The organism is Armatimonas sp., from assembly GCF_031410135.1.
GTDB lineage: Bacteria > Armatimonadota > Armatimonadia > Armatimonadales > Armatimonadaceae > Armatimonas.
Map to the genome: position 1 here is coordinate 1 of NZ_JANNYP010000386.1, position 13,665 is coordinate 13,665.

Sequence of the window (13,665 nt, forward strand, 5' to 3'; positions counted from 1 at the left end):
CCTAGCAGTAAAAAGTTGCGGAAAGAGAGCCGTAACCAGAGAGGGATTTCTCACGTTTACTAGTGTGTGAAAGATTCCACACCCAAACCACTCTATGGTACTTTAAGGGCGCAATGACATCCCGCGATGATGGGCTCTCTGACCGGCTCCTGGTGCAGCGCACTCTGGCAGGAGATAGTGAGGCCTTCTCTCAGCTCCACCGGCGCTACTACGCTCGGGTGTTTCGCCATGCCCTCTTTCGGTGCCGCACCAGCGCTGATGCCGAGGATGTGGCGGCGGAGACGTTTGTCAAGGCGGTACACTACCTGCCCCAGTACCGCTTTCAAGGGGACTCGCTACTGCCCTGGCTCTGTAGAATCGCGACCAATCTTGTCATTGACCAGGGCCGACGTGCGCATGGACAGGCACCTCTCTCACTAGAAGGGGCCGCAGACGATGTCCGGGCGCTGATGGAGAATCTCCAAGATGAAGGCCCTAATCCACACGAGCTAGCCGAACGCCACGAAACGCAGGCCCTGATCCGTGCGGCGGTCGCCACGCTGCCTTCAGATCAGGCAGACACCATCTTGTTGCGTTTTGGCGGCGATCTCTCGATTCAGGAGATATCCCTCGCCTTAGGTAAAACCGAGGGCGCCATTAAGTCCCTGATTCACCGAGGACTGGTAAACTTACGCAAGATTCTGCGTGAGGAAGCGGTGCGGAGCGGAGCCATTGAGCAGCGACGGCGTAGCGTCGCACAGACAGAACAAGAGAGTACAAAGACGCCGGTTAAGAAATACCATGGAACCCATATCGAACTCTAAAGATGCCCAGACAGGCAACTTCAACCTACTCTCCCCTCCGGTGCGCCGGGTGCTAGATGCTCTGCTAGAAGGTCGCAGCATTGAGGCAACAGACCGTGCGGCCCTCACTGAGGAGGAGTGGATGGAGCTTCGGGCACTAGCACGCACCGCGAACTTGACCCGCCTGACTCTTCATCAGCCCGACCCTACCCCACAGGCGGAGGCGAGTGCGCTTGCACAGGCACAACAAACCCTTGCGGCGGTCGGCGCACGCCCTTCCGCGCATCCCCAGACTCTAGCCCCCCCCGAAGAAAAACCCTCGTGGCTGGATCGCCTCCGAGGGTTTCTGGGAATTGAGGTAGATAAAGACTAAAAGCATACGAGGAGCCTGCGACTCCTCGTATGCTTTTTGGTCGCGACGTTACGAGCGCCGCCGCAATCGGGAGGCGAGAGCGACTCCTCCCAGCACCAAAAGCACAGCAGCACCGGGCTCTGGGATAGAGCTAGGATCGGGTACAGGTGCCGCCTGGGGATCCGGGCTGGGCTGTGGATTGGGATCCGGGAGCGGCTCTGGGGTGGGCACAGGAGTGGGATCCGGTGTCGCGATAGGCTCTGGGGTAGGAGCGGGCGTTGCAATCGGCTCCGGTGTTGGAATCGGCTCCGGAGTTGGAACAGGAGTGGGCTCAGGAGTCGCGATGGGCTCTGGGGTAGGAGCGGGCGTTGGAATAGGCTCCGGCGTGGGCTCTGGCGTCGGAGCAGGTGTTGGAATCGGCTCCGGAGTTGGAACTGGGGTTGGTGCCGGGGTAGGAATCGGCTCCGGGGTTGGGGCGGGTGTCGGAACAGGCGTCGGGGCGGGAGTGGCGATGGGCTCGGGTGTCGGAGTGCCTCCCCCCGTCGGCGTAAACTTCACCCGGAAGGCTTTTTTCTCACCATTAACAATATAGTTACCTGAGACATTGCCCTGGCTGTCCACAGAAGTCGCCTCGGATATGGCATTATCTGCCAGACCAAGCTGGGAGTGAAGGTCGTAAAACACACCATTCTGCCAAGCCAGTGCGCGGTTGAGGTTGGCCGTGTTTGCGCCTGCCCCCACTCCTACAATCAGATTGCCAGAGACCGCACGAGCTTCGGAGGTGCCCCCGACTCCCAGATAGCTAGTCGGGTGTAGGCTTGTCCCGCCACTCACCCCATTCCAAACATAGGCCTGGTTCTCCTGAACACCGACGGTACGTGCTCCACTCAGGCCCAGCTCTCCCCCATCAATCGAACGAGCTTGAGAGTAGAGATCACTCAGGCGATAGCTGGTGATGCCATCCCAGAGAATCGCGCTATCGTGGCCCTGGGTATCAAAGAACCCGTTGCCTACCGCGATATTGCCGCTGATTCCAAAGGCCGATGAGGACGAAATGCGCTGGCCCGCATTGCCGAGAGTATTTACCGGGAGAATCCAGTTAAAACCATTGTCCCACCGTCGGGCTACGGGAGAAAATGCACTACCTACATAACCATTGCTTACTAGGTCTGCATCGGTAGCAGTTGCATAGCCCACGATCTTATCACCTGCCGCGTTAATGCCCAGAGCAGAGGAGTAACCGGCCCCCAAGAGCGAGCTAGGATGCAGATCAGTGGCCACCAAGTTGTTCCAAACAAGAGCGTGCACCGAGCCGCCTGTTGCGTCACCAAGCCCCCAGCCCACGATCCGGTCACCCGAAACTCCTAAGGCAAGCGAGGCAGAGTTGTCCCCCAGCATCGCGGTGGAATGCAAGTTTGTTGCACTGTTAGCACTATCCCAGTACATGGCATAGAGGCTAACTCCATCCTCGGCCCAGCCTACGGTCGCGCCATCAGCACTGCCATAACTGTAGACAGAAGGAAATGTACTCGCAAGATCGGTGAAAAAGCTAGTAGCATGTGCGGCAGGTGCCACCACGATAGGTGCGATTCCTAAAGATGCAAGCAAGGCAACACGGCCCCAGAGAGGTGACATTCGGCTAGACATTCAGTAATTCCTTTTTACGCTCTTTTTCACACACAGTAAACATACTCGGACAGATGTATAAATACCTAAATTTATATATTTGCTCTTTTAGATAGTCTATGAACGCACTATACGGCAGAAAGAAGGCCAAATAAAATAAATTCTCTAAAACTAGTATAAAAACGGGTAAAGCTAAATTGCGCTACAATAGCCCTATGATCCAGACACCTCTGCGCCTCTCGGTCTCGACTTGGGCGCTCCATGAGCTCATTGGCACCGTCGCCCCCGGCAGACCCGGCGACCCAGCAGCACACTTAATGCCGCCACGCGAGAGTCGCTCGCTGGATTTACTTCATGTGCCGCGTGAGCTTGCCAAGCGTGGCATAAAGACAATGGAGCTGTGCCACTTTCATGTTCCCGACACCAGCACCTGCTACTTAGACGAGTGGGCAGCAGCCCGAGAAGAGGCAGGAGTCTCCCTCTGGAGCCTGCTGATTGATGATGGCGATCTCAATCACCCGGAGCATGGTGACCGTGACCGAGACTGGATTATCACATGGCTAGATCGCGCCTCAATTCTAGGGGCGCAGTGTGTGCGTATTATCGGCGGCAAGCAGCCCCTCACCGACGAGTCGCTGGCAAAGTCTATCGCGCAGTTTAAGATTATCGCGATGGAGGCCTATGTACGCGGCGTGCACGTGATGACTGAGAACTGGTTTCCCACGCTCTCCACACCCGAGGCGATCCACACCCTGATGGAAGAGACGGGCGGCTCGGTAGGCATGACTTTCGATTTTGGCAACTGGGGCGGCCTGGACAAGTACAGTAACCTAGAGCAGATCGCCGAGTATGCCGAGGGCTGTCACACCAAGTGGGACAGCGATGAGGATTTTCTGCGGTGCCTAGAGATCACCCGCGCTGCGGAGTTCTCTGGCCCCTACACGCTGGTCTACGGTGAGCCCAGAAATGTCTGGGAGAGCCTAGAGCGGCAGAAAGCACTGGTACTTCCCTATGTTTGACGACAGATCCTTGATTGTTTCCGCCGCGCTGAAGGGCGATAGAGTGGCGCAGCTCTGGCGGATGACGCCAGAAGGGACACAGCGCGTCCGCCTGACACAAGAGACCCGCGCGTGTCAGTCACCGCGCTGGAGCAAAGACGGCAAGCGCCTCCACTACGGCCTCTCCACCGGCAAGACGGACGAGGCAGGCGACGACGTTTTAGAGTGGTACGAATGCGATGAGAATGGCAAGAATCGTAAGCGCAGCATACCGGCAGCTCCAGAGAACGACGATTCGGAAGTGCTCAACCTTCCTAATGACCGCACGATCACCCTAATAAAAACGCAGGACTATGTCACGGGTTTTCGCGTGGGTAATGCTCCCCCCAAGAGCATCACGCTCAGCCCTGCTGCTAAGAAGTTCTTCGATGAGACGGGAATCAGCGGCGGGATTCTGCGGCTGAGTGCGCTCCCGCATAACCCCAATGCCGTGCTTGCGATCCAGCTGGCAGGCGGCAACCGCGAGGGCAAGTGGCACACGGCGGTGCTGGTGAACCTGGCCACGGGCAAGGCGGAGCCGTGGGGCGAGTACGGCTGGAGTGGATTTTGTGTCGCCCCCGATCGCAAGCGCTTTGTGACCTGCTTTAACCGCGCTATCAACGGCAAAGAGGAGCACGTACTCTGCCTCGGAAGCCTGACCGCCCCGCGGAAACTAACGCGGATTCTCACCAGTTCCCAGCGCCTCCACGCCGACTGGCGCGGTGGAAAACGCGTGCTCTAAAAATAAATGCGAAAAAATTCGCATCAAACTCTTGACAACTAAACTCCTATGTGCGAAAATTTTCGCATGGAAGCAAGTGAGAAGCTGAGTCGGCGCGAGCGGCAGCTGATGGATATTATCTGGGAGCGCGGGCAGGCCAGTGTCGCCGAGGTACTGGAGGCGCTCCCCGACCCGCCGGGCTACAACACGGTTCGGGCACTTCTTGGAATTCTGGAGAAAAAAGGACACCTCACACACACCGAAGAAGAGGGGCGCTATGTCTACCTGCCCATCGCCCCAGCTCAAGCGGTCGCCAAGACGGCCCTAGAGCGGGTTGTCACGACTTTCTTTGGAGGCTCGATTGAGCGCACGGTTGCCACGCTCTTGCAGTCCAAAGAGCGCACCCTCAGTGATGACCAGCTAGCCCGGCTCTCCGCTTTAATTGCGGAGGCCAAAGAAAACGAGAAGGTGCCATGAGCCCTATCTTGGAGCTGATCGTCAAGGCCACGGTCTTGCTGGCGCTGGCGCTCCTGCTGGAAGCCGTTGCCCTGCGCCGCGCCTCGGGCAGGCTCCGCCACGGGGTCTGGTGCGCTACCCTCGCCGCGCTCGCTCTCTTGCCTCTCACGCTCTTTCTACCGCCTCTTCTCGCCATGCCGGTGAGTGCCCCCCCGAATTCCGTGCCTTCCCCCCTAGCCCCCGCAAGCGGGGGAATCCAAGCAGATAATTCCGATTTGTCCCCCCGCCCGGGTACCCCGCGAAGCGAGTGTGGTGGGGTTAGGGGGGCGGAAATAGACTGGGAGCGCACTATCTTGCTGAGCTATGCACTCGGGGCGGGGGGCCTCTTTCTACGCCTGCTACTCGACCGCATCTTTCTCTTTTCCCTCGCCCGCCGCGCCACCCGTGCCAGCACCACGCTCTTTCCCTGCGCCTTTCCCGTTCACCTAAGCCCCGCCGTCCCGACGCCGCTTGCCGCTGGTGGCCGCGCCGGAGTGCTCCTACCCGAGAGCGCAGAGCAGTGGGACGACGAGCGCCGCCATGTGATCCTCTTGCACGAAGCTGCACACCTGCGCCGCCGAGACCACATCACGCTTCCCCTTGCGCTGGGCCTGCAAGCCGCCTGGTGGTTCCATCCACTCGCATGGCTCGCGATCTCACGCTTCCGCGCCGCCGCCGAAGCCGCCTGCGACGAAGCTGTGGTCGCCACCGGAATCAGCCCCGCCACCTACGCCGAGCATCTCTTAGAAGCCGCCAAAACGCTCAAACTGGAGGCCGCCAAGTGAAATTTTCTCTTTATAGTGTCCCCGGAGCCGTGGGTAAAAACTGCCTGGAGTCGCGCCTGCGCTCGGTTCTGAGCCGACACCCGCGTCTCTCACCCCGTGGAAGTGCGTTTCTGCTGACCCTCGCGCTGGGGGTCACGCTTCCGGTGCTGGCGGTGCGCCTGCACTTGGTACGCGATGCAGACGAGCTTGTAAAGCAAGCAGGCGAAATCGTGATCCTGCCCGGCGGAGTTTGCGTTCTGATGCGGGGCTTCCAGACGCTTCAGGTACTGGACAAGAAGTTACAGAGGATATTTTGGAGCAGCGAGGGGCAACCGATTCCCGTGCCGCACTCCTTGGCGGAGTCGTTTGGGGGGCTTATTGGACTGATGAGCGTGATAGAGGTGCAGGTTCCTGCAGGCTCGGATGCGCACGTAAGTGGAAGCACGATGGTGTCCAATCCGAGCGATGACGATCTTCAAAAGGCGCGTCAGTACGTGGCCTACAGTGCTAAAACGGTATCCGTCCGTGTGGGTCAGGGAGCATGGACAGTGGCTGCGAAGTTTGATTCAAAAGGCACACTACTCTCAGGGCACTCTGTGCACCTCCAATGGGAAGGAGCTAGTTTTACGAGAGCTATTGGAATCACGAAAAGCACTTGGGCCTCGGAGGACACGCTCCCTGATACAGATTCCCGTTTGGTGGCTCTCGATAGCACAGGGCAGGAGTACGTGATTCGATCCACCGCCTCAAGCCATGCAGACGGAAAAGTCGCCCATCAGGTTTGCTACCGCCCCACCAAGCTCTGGCCTATTGCAAAAGACAAGATCGTCGCCTACCGCTACGAGACCCGACCCTGGACCCAGATTCGTTTTGAGGGCTGGAAAGCCCCGAAAGGTATAACCCCATGAAAAATCTCTACCAACCCTACAGTGTTCCCGCCATGGCCGACCCCGCGCCCCTAGAGAAGCGCCTGCGCCATATTCTCTTTGGACGTGGTGGCTACACCATGCGCCACGCCATGATCCCGCTGGTTCTTGGGGTCATCGCCCTCGGAGCCCTCTTGCCCCTGCGCTTTAAAACCAGCTCCCCAGCCACAGTCGTCGAAGCGGTGGCAGTCAGCGATATAGCCATCGCCCAGGCACCTGCTTTCGAAGCGCAGTCAGTTGTGGTGCCGTTGCAAGCAGAAGCAACCATGCAGGCAGCTCCTGATGCTATTGGCCCTGAGGGTACCCTGCTGGCTCAGGAAGGCCCAGAGCGTGTGGAGGTTCTACAACGGCGTGCTGCCGATCTTGAAGCAGAGCTTGCGCGAACGCGGCAGGCGATTGCAGAGCAGCCACCAAAAAACGCGACGGGACTTACTTTCCATGTTCCCTACCGCGTCCCCAATGATGGAAGAAAGCATCATATTTCGATCCTAGTGGAGGATAGTGAAGGCACACATACGGGTTATGATTTGCATCATGCCCCTGGGACAGTGATCACTGCAGAAATTACTGCCATAGGCCGCCCTGTTACGATAAAGCTCTACGACAACAACGAACTAAAAGCAGAAACGAGAGTCGTGCAGTAAGAAAAAAGACAAAGAATCCCCCTTCGACTTCGCGAAGGGGGGAGCGAAATTACGCCGCGAGTGGGTTCCAGTCGCGGCTGTAGAGCGGGAGGATGCGGAAGTTGGCATCCCCTGCGCCCTCGCCGTAGAACTGGCAGGTGTCGGGGTTGAAGCTCAGGACTTTCTGGGGCTGCCACGACGCGATATTGCCCATCAGGACGATCTCGGTGAGCGGGCCGGAGTAGCCAAAGTGGGTGCTACACTTGCCCGGAGTTGAGCCGTGGCCGGGGCTACGTCCCAGCGCGACATCCACCCACTCGTGGTAATGGCTCACGGACTCCACTTTGGGCGGGAGCTTCTCGACGCGCTTGCCGCTGTTGTCCCAGACTGAGGGAGTGGCCCAGTGTGGGACGACCATCTTGCCGTACTCGCCGACCACCACGGAGCCGGTGTTCAGTTCCTCAAACATCTCAGGCAGGAGCGTTTTGGGCGGGCGTGTGTCGCCGTGGTACCAGTGCAGCGCGACGGTCTTAGCCGTGCTTCGTGTCCCGGCAAGCTGCCAGGTGATATGGGCATTGTAGGGGAAGTTCAGCACATTGGGCGGAGCCTCCAAATGGCTCACGACCGAGAGCGGCGTCGTGAGGCGCGTCCCCGAGAGCACCGGGTCCAGAATATGGCAGGCCATATCCCCCAGTGTTCCCGTGCCAAAGTTCTGCCAGCGCCGCCAGTTGCCCGGATGAAACTCCTCGGGGAGGAACGGGACTTTGCGGCTGACCCCACAGTAGAGGTTCCAGTCGAGATTGACCGGAGGAAACTCCGCCATGCGCGGGGGACGAGCACCGCCCCAGCCCTTGCCACAGAACGAGTGGATCTCCTGGATCTTGCCCAAGACACCCGCATTGAGCCAGGAGATCGCGGTGCGGTAGCTACCCTCGCCATGAATCTGAATCCCCATCTGCGTCGCGGACTTCAGATGTTTCTCCGCAGCGAGACGCATCGCACGCGCCTCGCCCACGCCGCGGGTGAGGGGTTTCTGGACGTAGGCATGCCGCCCTAGGGAGAGCGCCTTGAGGCCGACGGGAGCATGCATATGATCCGGTGTGGCACAGAAGACCGCGTCGCAGTCTATCGTATCGAGCAGCTTCACGTAGTCCGCGAAACGCGCGGACTCGGGGACACTATAGCGCTCCCCAAAGCGTGCCTGGGCACCTTTATCCGGGTCACAGAGCGCGACGATCTTTACTTCTTTGTGCGAGGCGAAATTGGGGACATCGCCCCCCGCTTGCCCTCCACACCCCACGAGCGCCAGACGAAATGGCATAAAAAATCCTCCTGTCCCCACCATTCGGTGTGCACAGGAGGATTTCCTTCAACAGCACGGGCTTAAGCGGGGCCGGTCGCTAGGAACTCCTGCCAGCGCGGGGCATCTTGGGCGAGCTTGAGCAAGGTATAGCGCTGCCCAAAACCGTTGGCTTGCTGAATGTCAATCGAGCGGTAGCGGCTTGGGGTCGGAAGAAACGCCGCGATTCCCTGGGAGTTGGGCGAGTACTGCTTGGTCGTGACATTACGAACAATCGCGGCTCTGGCGGCATTGCGGACAGCGGCTGTCTTTTGCTTCAGAGTCGCATCGTTTACCCGAATGTCGAGCCGATCTAGGAAGTGGAGCAGATCTTTGTTTTCGGCGTACTCATAAGATTGCGCATCTTCTCGGGCCAGACTGATATCGGGGCCAAGGCTGGCCTTGAGATCCATCAGGGTTGCCCCAAGGTCGTTGAGCGCACTCACGATACTTGCCACACGGGCTGTCTCTACCACGGACTGCGTGATGCCGTAGAGATTGGCAAAGCGGGTCGAGGTATCGTCGGCGTAGTGTACTCCGAGCGTCCTGCCATCCATGTCAGGGTTGCTGGTCAATTTCCCCATAGTCAGGTCGTAGGCGTAGCCCTCGCCCGGAGGAGACTCCTCAGAGCCGACGATGTAGTTGGCGGTATCGCGCCACTCGTAGAGCACCTCGATCATCTGCATCAGGGAACAGTCCACACTGAGCAGATCCCATTTCTTGCCCTCGGGGTGCACGACCACTCCGGGAAACGCAATGGTATCAATATGATTGTTGGTGGTATCGTCGTAGGAAACCCCACGGGTCGCGGGAGGCCGCTGTGACCGCGTCTTCACGGAGCGCCAGCCAGCCCCATGGTTCCAGATCACGAGATTGTAGCGCTCTGCGGGAAATGTCCGTACGCCCCAGTTGATAAAGTCCTGAAGCTCACTGGGATTGCCCATATCAATGCTATCGCTCTGGGAGATCAGGGTCGAGGTGATCGTGGAGTCATTGGCATCGCGGTCAATGTAGTAGCGGCGCGTGTCGCTCCAGTCACCGTTGGAGTTGTCAAAACGTCCCCCGATTCGCTTGAACTGGGTCACCATATTGACATCGGCCGTCGAACCGATCTTCTCCATCTGGTTCATGTTGAGAACGCCATAGGTCTCTAGGTCGTTGGCGCCATTGATAAAGACCAGCACGGTCCATTTCTTCTTCGGCTGAACATCAGCTCCGTCTCCCACAATGCTCCAGCTACTGCCCTGAGGACTGGAAGTGCCTGTCTTTTGGAGACGCGACGAGGTGGGAGTCATGCCGCCACTAGTACCTCCGCCACCACTACAACCTGTCAGGGCCACTGTCATTGCGCTCACTCCCAGCAGAGAGAGTAGCTCTTTTCTTGTCATACTCAACGTCCGTTCCTTCATCGCCAAATGCCTATCTCAAGGAATGCTTTCCTAGACAATCTGATACACTTCGCGAGATAATCCTTCAAACCGTTTATCGGCTCTGCGGGTTCCTCAGGTTATAATAAAGCGACACTTTCCATTTTATCAGGCACAAAACTCGTAAAATTACTTTTTCCGGGTTTGTGCCCTCCCAGACAGTACCCTCCATGATAGACGCATCAAACGCAGAAAACTGGGCCTACCGCCCCTTGACCCGCACTCGTAAAGAGGATGACAGTCCCTATAAACGGGAGCGACAGGCAGAGGAAGAGATCCAGCGTCTCTGCAAAATGCGGCCCAGAGCACGGCGTGAGACGCTTCTCGCCCGAGAACCTGCCGGTAGTCCGGCAAGGCTTCGCGAAGAGACGCTGGTCTATGCGCTTCGCGAGTGCGCAGTGCGCGGTGATGACGAAACGGCGTGGGGACTTGCCGAACTCTTAACCGAGCGGGTGAGTGGGCATATCGCCCGGCAGCTTGCCAAGTGGCGGCTCCCTCAGGAAGATGCTGATGATGTGACGCACGATTTATTCGCGCTCCTCTTCGATGCTCTCTTCTCACAAGAGGCAACCGGAGAGTTCTGGGAGGTTCGGTTCTGGGTTTGTTTAGATAGACGACTCTGGAACTTGGTGGAGAAGCGGCAGGCGAGCTTAGATGCCCAGCTCAGCGAGAGTAGTGAGCAGGAGGCGAGCGAGAATGGAGAGTCCTCCATGCTCCGAATCCGCGACAGTGGGCCAGGGCCGGAAGCCTTAGCGGAGTACGGGGAAGCCCTCACCGCTCTTGCCGAGCATGAGCGACTAGCAGTGTACTTGAAGTATATCGAGGGCTTGCCGGAAGAGAGCGATGATCCCAAGCGCCAGACCGTGGCGAAAATTATGGGAGTGACAGGGCGGACGGTACGTAACTACCTACGCCGTGCGGAGCAGAAACTGCGGGAGTGGAACGAAAAATGAACGAAGAGATGAGCGATATAGTTTTAATAGAGTTTGCCAGTGACCCCACCGCGCAGGTGGCAGACTGGGCGACGCGCTACCCCGCGCAGGCTCGTGAGTTCGCTTACCTCGCCGCCGACCGTGCCTTTCCCGCTGCCCATGCAGATGACACTCTCACGCAGTCCATCGGGCTGTCTGTGCTCCGCGAGAAGCGCGTGGCCTATAGCGCCACGTTTGCGAGTCTGAAGTCCGTCGCTGAGGCCAAGGGCCACACCGCCGAGAGCCTCGCCGCCGCGCTGAAGCTGCCCCTCGGGCTGTTCTGGAAGCTCCACCGGAGATTGGTGTACTTTGAGACCATTCCTCAGGCGCTGATCAACCAGCTCGCCGAGAAACTAGACCGCACCGCAGACGAGCTTGCTCGCTACCTGCGCCAGCCCCCGCAGTTCGCCGCCAGAGCCAGCTACCGCAGCGACTCGGCTCCGCAAGCCACACAAGAGTCGTTCGCCAGCGCTCTGGGCAACGACCCCGACACCACCGACGAGATGCACCAGAGCTGGAAATAGACCGCCCCGTTGGAGGGGGCGATCACGGAACCTGCTTTTTTCCCTCGGCAGCAAGCGCAATAATTTCATCGAGGCGCCTTTGCCGCGTCTCGGGGCGCTTGGCGGCGGCGAGCTTGGTCAAGGCTAGCTTGAGAGTCGAGGGGCTGTAGGTCGCGAACGTGGCTTGTGCGGCGGGGTTGGCAGCAAGAGCAGCCGCGAGATCGTCGGGGATGGTCAGAGCTTCCACGGCATCAAGTGATGTCCACGAGCCATCGGCCTTGGCGGCTTCGATTTTTGCAATACCTGCGTGCGTGAGGAGATTCTCGCGCTCTAGTTCTTCGATGTAGCCTTTGTTGATCTTTGACCAGACACTCTTGGGCTTGCGCGGCGTGATGAGCTGAAGGTAGCGGGCCTCGTCGAGCTTGCTCACCCGGCTATCAATCCAGCCAAAGCACAGGCACTCTTTCACCATATCGGGGTAGGCGATGCTGGGCATGCCACTGCCTTTTTTGTAGTAGACCAGCCAGACACCTTTTGCCGTGACATGGTGTGCTTCTAGCCACGCTCGCCACGCCGTGCGATCCGGCGGGTAGACGGCCTCGTGGGGACCGGGGCCGATATTGGGAACCACTATCCAGGTGCTCATAAGATGCATTTTACCGGTAGAATCTGCCTATGAAAGTCAGCGCAGTGGTTACAACGAAGCCTTGGACGGTGGAGCTTCGTGAGCTCACGGTCGCCGAACCCGGCCCAGACGAAGTCGTGGTGCGGGTGACACACTCGTGGATTAGTCCCGGCACGGAGGGCTCGTTTATCCGAGGAGAGCGCCTCGCCGGGGACACGCCGCTCGCGCCTACGGATCCGTCGCCGTTTCCGCTGGTGACGGGCTACCAGAAAGTAGGGGTGGTGACGTGGGTCGGACAGAACGTCAAGAACTTCGCTATCGGGGAGCGGGTCTTTGCGACGGTCTCACGCACGGACGGGCTGTTTTTTGCGACGGGAGGCCATGTCTCGCCCGCTATCACATCCACGCATCAGCTCTGGAAAATCCCCGAAGGCACGCTGCCTATCGAGGCGTTCTCCGGGCTGGTGCTCACACAAGTCGGCTATAACTGCGGCATCCGTCCCGCGCTTAGCCCCGGCGACGGTGCCATCGTGATCGGCGATGGACTGGTCGGACAGTGGGCCGCGCAGACCCTGGCAGAGCGCGGCGCGAGTGTCACGCTACTTGGGCACCACGACGAGCGCCTCGCAAAATTCACACGTGGCACCGTTACCACCGAGCCCGAGAGCATTGCGAAAGGCCAGAGCGTTCTCGTGGACACGGTCGGGGATCTGGGGACCGTCTACGCGCTCCTCCCCAGGCTCCGCCGCGACTCCCACTTTGTCTCGGCGGGCTTCTATGGCCACGAGGGCAAGATCGACTTGCAGCGCCTACGCAACCAAGAAATCACCGTCCACACCCCCGCGGGCTGGACGACCCCGCGCATGGATGTGACTCTCGACTGGGTGGCTCAAGGCAAGCTCACCACCCTACCGCTCATCACGCACCGTTTTCCCGTTGCAGACGCCACCGAGGCGTTTGACCTCTTTCTGCACCGACGCGCACCGTCGCTCGGCATTCTTCTGGAGTGGCCTCAATGAAAGTTCTACAAGTCACCGCCCCCGGCTCTGAGAGCGTGCTGCTCGATATGCCGATCCCCGATCCTGGCCCTGGCGAGGCTCGTGTCCGCATCCTCGGAGTCGCGACGTGCCCGCAGTGGGACCTGCACCTGCGGCACAACGAGCCCATGTTCGTTGGCCACCAGTTCCACTACCCGTACACCCCCGGCCAGCCCGGCCACGAGGCCACGGGAGTGATAGATGCGCTTGGTGAGGGAGTCTCCGCACTCGCCCTTGGGGATTGTGTGAGTGTCTGGCGCGACCCAGGGCACAGGGTGCAGGTCATAAAAGTGGTGAGGTAGCAGGCTCAAAAGCACGACGACTCCAAAAGGCGAAAAACGCATCCAGTTCGTTGCTAAAAAAGAAACCACGCAGACGGGCAATCACCTCGCCACCGACCCCACTCCAACGCATGCCAGAACCCTTCAAACGTTGGC

General features: G+C 59.2%; 16 protein-coding genes. 12 read left to right on the forward strand and 4 right to left on the reverse strand.

Translation table 11 applies throughout. The features are described 5' to 3' along the window. Window positions 1-113 precede the first annotated feature (113 nt). Window positions 114-803: an RNA polymerase sigma factor gene (locus RMO15_RS14020; protein ID WP_309713731.1), complete on the forward strand. Its 690-nt coding sequence runs from the start codon at window positions 114-116 to the stop codon at window positions 801-803. Next, on the forward strand, window positions 781-1,155 hold the full coding sequence (locus tag RMO15_RS14025) for a hypothetical protein (protein WP_309713734.1): 375 nt from the start codon (window positions 781-783) through the stop codon (window positions 1,153-1,155). The genes RMO15_RS14020 and RMO15_RS14025 overlap by 23 nt, the downstream gene beginning before the upstream one ends. Before the next feature lie 48 nt (window positions 1,156-1,203). On the opposite strand, the gene RMO15_RS14030 is transcribed toward RMO15_RS14025, so the two are convergent. Further along, the gene (locus RMO15_RS14030; RefSeq protein WP_309713737.1) at window positions 1,204-2,781 is read right to left on the reverse strand and encodes a hypothetical protein; all 1,578 of its coding nucleotides are present in this window, start codon (window positions 2,779-2,781) and stop codon (window positions 1,204-1,206) included. A 194-nt stretch (window positions 2,782-2,975) separates the two neighbouring features. Between RMO15_RS14030 and RMO15_RS14035 the strand changes: the two genes are divergently transcribed. The 6 genes from RMO15_RS14035 (at window position 2,976) to RMO15_RS14060 (ending at window position 7,347) form a co-directional block, all read left to right on the forward strand. After that, window positions 2,976-3,779 (forward strand): TIM barrel protein, encoded by an 804-nt coding sequence (locus RMO15_RS14035; protein ID WP_309713740.1) that lies wholly within the window; start codon window positions 2,976-2,978, stop codon window positions 3,777-3,779. Continuing rightward, window positions 3,772-4,539 (forward strand): hypothetical protein, encoded by a 768-nt coding sequence (locus RMO15_RS14040; protein WP_309713743.1) that lies wholly within the window; start codon window positions 3,772-3,774, stop codon window positions 4,537-4,539. Before RMO15_RS14035 ends, RMO15_RS14040 begins: the two co-directional genes overlap by 8 nt. 66 nt (window positions 4,540-4,605) lie before the next feature. Then, the gene (locus RMO15_RS14045; protein ID WP_309713745.1) at window positions 4,606-4,995 is read left to right on the forward strand and encodes a BlaI/MecI/CopY family transcriptional regulator; all 390 of its coding nucleotides are present in this window, start codon (window positions 4,606-4,608) and stop codon (window positions 4,993-4,995) included. Beyond that, window positions 4,992-5,798: a M56 family metallopeptidase gene (locus tag RMO15_RS14050; RefSeq protein WP_309713748.1), complete on the forward strand. Its 807-nt coding sequence runs from the start codon at window positions 4,992-4,994 to the stop codon at window positions 5,796-5,798. The genes RMO15_RS14045 and RMO15_RS14050 overlap by 4 nt, the downstream gene beginning before the upstream one ends. Further along, window positions 5,795-6,685, forward strand: a complete 891-nt coding sequence (locus tag RMO15_RS14055; protein ID WP_309713752.1) for a hypothetical protein — start codon at window positions 5,795-5,797, stop codon at window positions 6,683-6,685. The genes RMO15_RS14050 and RMO15_RS14055 overlap by 4 nt, the downstream gene beginning before the upstream one ends. Continuing rightward, window positions 6,682-7,347 carry a hypothetical protein gene (locus RMO15_RS14060; RefSeq protein WP_309713756.1) on the forward strand — a complete coding sequence of 222 codons (666 nt, stop codon included), beginning with the start codon at window positions 6,682-6,684 and terminating at the stop codon, window positions 7,345-7,347. The genes RMO15_RS14055 and RMO15_RS14060 overlap by 4 nt, the downstream gene beginning before the upstream one ends. A gap of 49 nt (window positions 7,348-7,396) precedes the next feature. On the opposite strand, the gene RMO15_RS14065 is transcribed toward RMO15_RS14060, so the two are convergent. Continuing rightward, window positions 7,397-8,647, reverse strand: a complete 1,251-nt coding sequence (locus RMO15_RS14065; RefSeq protein ID WP_309713758.1) for a Gfo/Idh/MocA family oxidoreductase — start codon at window positions 8,645-8,647, stop codon at window positions 7,397-7,399. Window positions 8,648-8,709: 62 nt separating this feature from the next. After that, entirely contained in the window at window positions 8,710-10,053 is a 1,344-nt protein-coding gene (locus tag RMO15_RS14070; protein ID WP_309713761.1) for a clostripain-related cysteine peptidase, read from the reverse strand. Window positions 10,054-10,262: 209 nt separating this feature from the next. On the opposite strand from RMO15_RS14070, the gene RMO15_RS14075 reads away from it, so the two are divergent. Together RMO15_RS14075 and RMO15_RS14080 are read left to right on the forward strand one after the other, a co-directional pair. Beyond that, entirely contained in the window at window positions 10,263-11,045 is a 783-nt protein-coding gene (locus RMO15_RS14075; protein WP_309713764.1) for a sigma-70 family RNA polymerase sigma factor, read from the forward strand. Then, window positions 11,042-11,587, forward strand: coding sequence for a hypothetical protein (locus RMO15_RS14080; RefSeq protein WP_309713770.1), 546 nt, complete (start codon window positions 11,042-11,044; stop codon window positions 11,585-11,587). The genes RMO15_RS14075 and RMO15_RS14080 overlap by 4 nt, the downstream gene beginning before the upstream one ends. A 22-nt stretch (window positions 11,588-11,609) precedes the next feature. On the opposite strand, the gene RMO15_RS14085 is transcribed toward RMO15_RS14080, so the two are convergent. Beyond that, window positions 11,610-12,212: a YdeI/OmpD-associated family protein gene (locus tag RMO15_RS14085; protein ID WP_309713773.1), complete on the reverse strand. Its 603-nt coding sequence runs from the start codon at window positions 12,210-12,212 to the stop codon at window positions 11,610-11,612. A gap of 29 nt (window positions 12,213-12,241) precedes the next feature. Here RMO15_RS14085 and RMO15_RS14090 point away from each other — a divergent pair, with 29 nt between their 5' ends. Together RMO15_RS14090 and RMO15_RS14095 are read left to right on the forward strand one after the other, a co-directional pair. After that, on the forward strand, window positions 12,242-13,210 hold the full coding sequence (locus RMO15_RS14090; RefSeq protein ID WP_309713777.1) for a hypothetical protein: 969 nt from the start codon (window positions 12,242-12,244) through the stop codon (window positions 13,208-13,210). Further along, complete coding sequence (locus RMO15_RS14095) at window positions 13,207-13,530, forward strand: alcohol dehydrogenase catalytic domain-containing protein (protein ID WP_309713780.1); 324 nt, start codon at window positions 13,207-13,209, stop codon at window positions 13,528-13,530. Before RMO15_RS14090 ends, RMO15_RS14095 begins: the two co-directional genes overlap by 4 nt. Window positions 13,531-13,665 lie beyond the last annotated feature (135 nt).

Bases quoted from the DNA above. Each gene is read 5' to 3' on its own strand.
- RMO15_RS14040 (WP_309713743.1), top strand. From the start codon at position 3,772: ATGTTTGACGACAGATCCTTGATTGTTTCCGCCGCGCTGAAGGGCGAT.
- RMO15_RS14070 (WP_309713761.1), bottom strand. From the start codon at position 10,053: ATGACAAGAAAAGAGCTACTCTCTCTGCTGGGAGTGAGCGCAATGACA.
- RMO15_RS14060 (WP_309713756.1), top strand. From the start codon at position 6,682: ATGAAAAATCTCTACCAACCCTACAGTGTTCCCGCCATGGCCGACCCC.
- RMO15_RS14095 (WP_309713780.1), top strand. From the start codon at position 13,207: ATGAAAGTTCTACAAGTCACCGCCCCCGGCTCTGAGAGCGTGCTGCTC.
- RMO15_RS14090 (WP_309713777.1), top strand. From the start codon at position 12,242: ATGAAAGTCAGCGCAGTGGTTACAACGAAGCCTTGGACGGTGGAGCTT.
- RMO15_RS14035 (WP_309713740.1), top strand. From the start codon at position 2,976: ATGATCCAGACACCTCTGCGCCTCTCGGTCTCGACTTGGGCGCTCCAT.
- RMO15_RS14080 (WP_309713770.1), top strand. From the start codon at position 11,042: ATGAACGAAGAGATGAGCGATATAGTTTTAATAGAGTTTGCCAGTGAC.
- RMO15_RS14065 (WP_309713758.1), bottom strand. From the start codon at position 8,647: ATGCCATTTCGTCTGGCGCTCGTGGGGTGTGGAGGGCAAGCGGGGGGC.
- RMO15_RS14030 (WP_309713737.1), bottom strand. From the start codon at position 2,781: ATGTCTAGCCGAATGTCACCTCTCTGGGGCCGTGTTGCCTTGCTTGCA.
- RMO15_RS14025 (WP_309713734.1), top strand. From the start codon at position 781: ATGGAACCCATATCGAACTCTAAAGATGCCCAGACAGGCAACTTCAAC.
- RMO15_RS14020 (WP_309713731.1), top strand. From the start codon at position 114: ATGACATCCCGCGATGATGGGCTCTCTGACCGGCTCCTGGTGCAGCGC.
- RMO15_RS14050 (WP_309713748.1), top strand. From the start codon at position 4,992: ATGAGCCCTATCTTGGAGCTGATCGTCAAGGCCACGGTCTTGCTGGCG.
- RMO15_RS14075 (WP_309713764.1), top strand. From the start codon at position 10,263: ATGATAGACGCATCAAACGCAGAAAACTGGGCCTACCGCCCCTTGACC.
- RMO15_RS14085 (WP_309713773.1), bottom strand. From the start codon at position 12,212: ATGAGCACCTGGATAGTGGTTCCCAATATCGGCCCCGGTCCCCACGAG.
- RMO15_RS14045 (WP_309713745.1), top strand. From the start codon at position 4,606: ATGGAAGCAAGTGAGAAGCTGAGTCGGCGCGAGCGGCAGCTGATGGAT.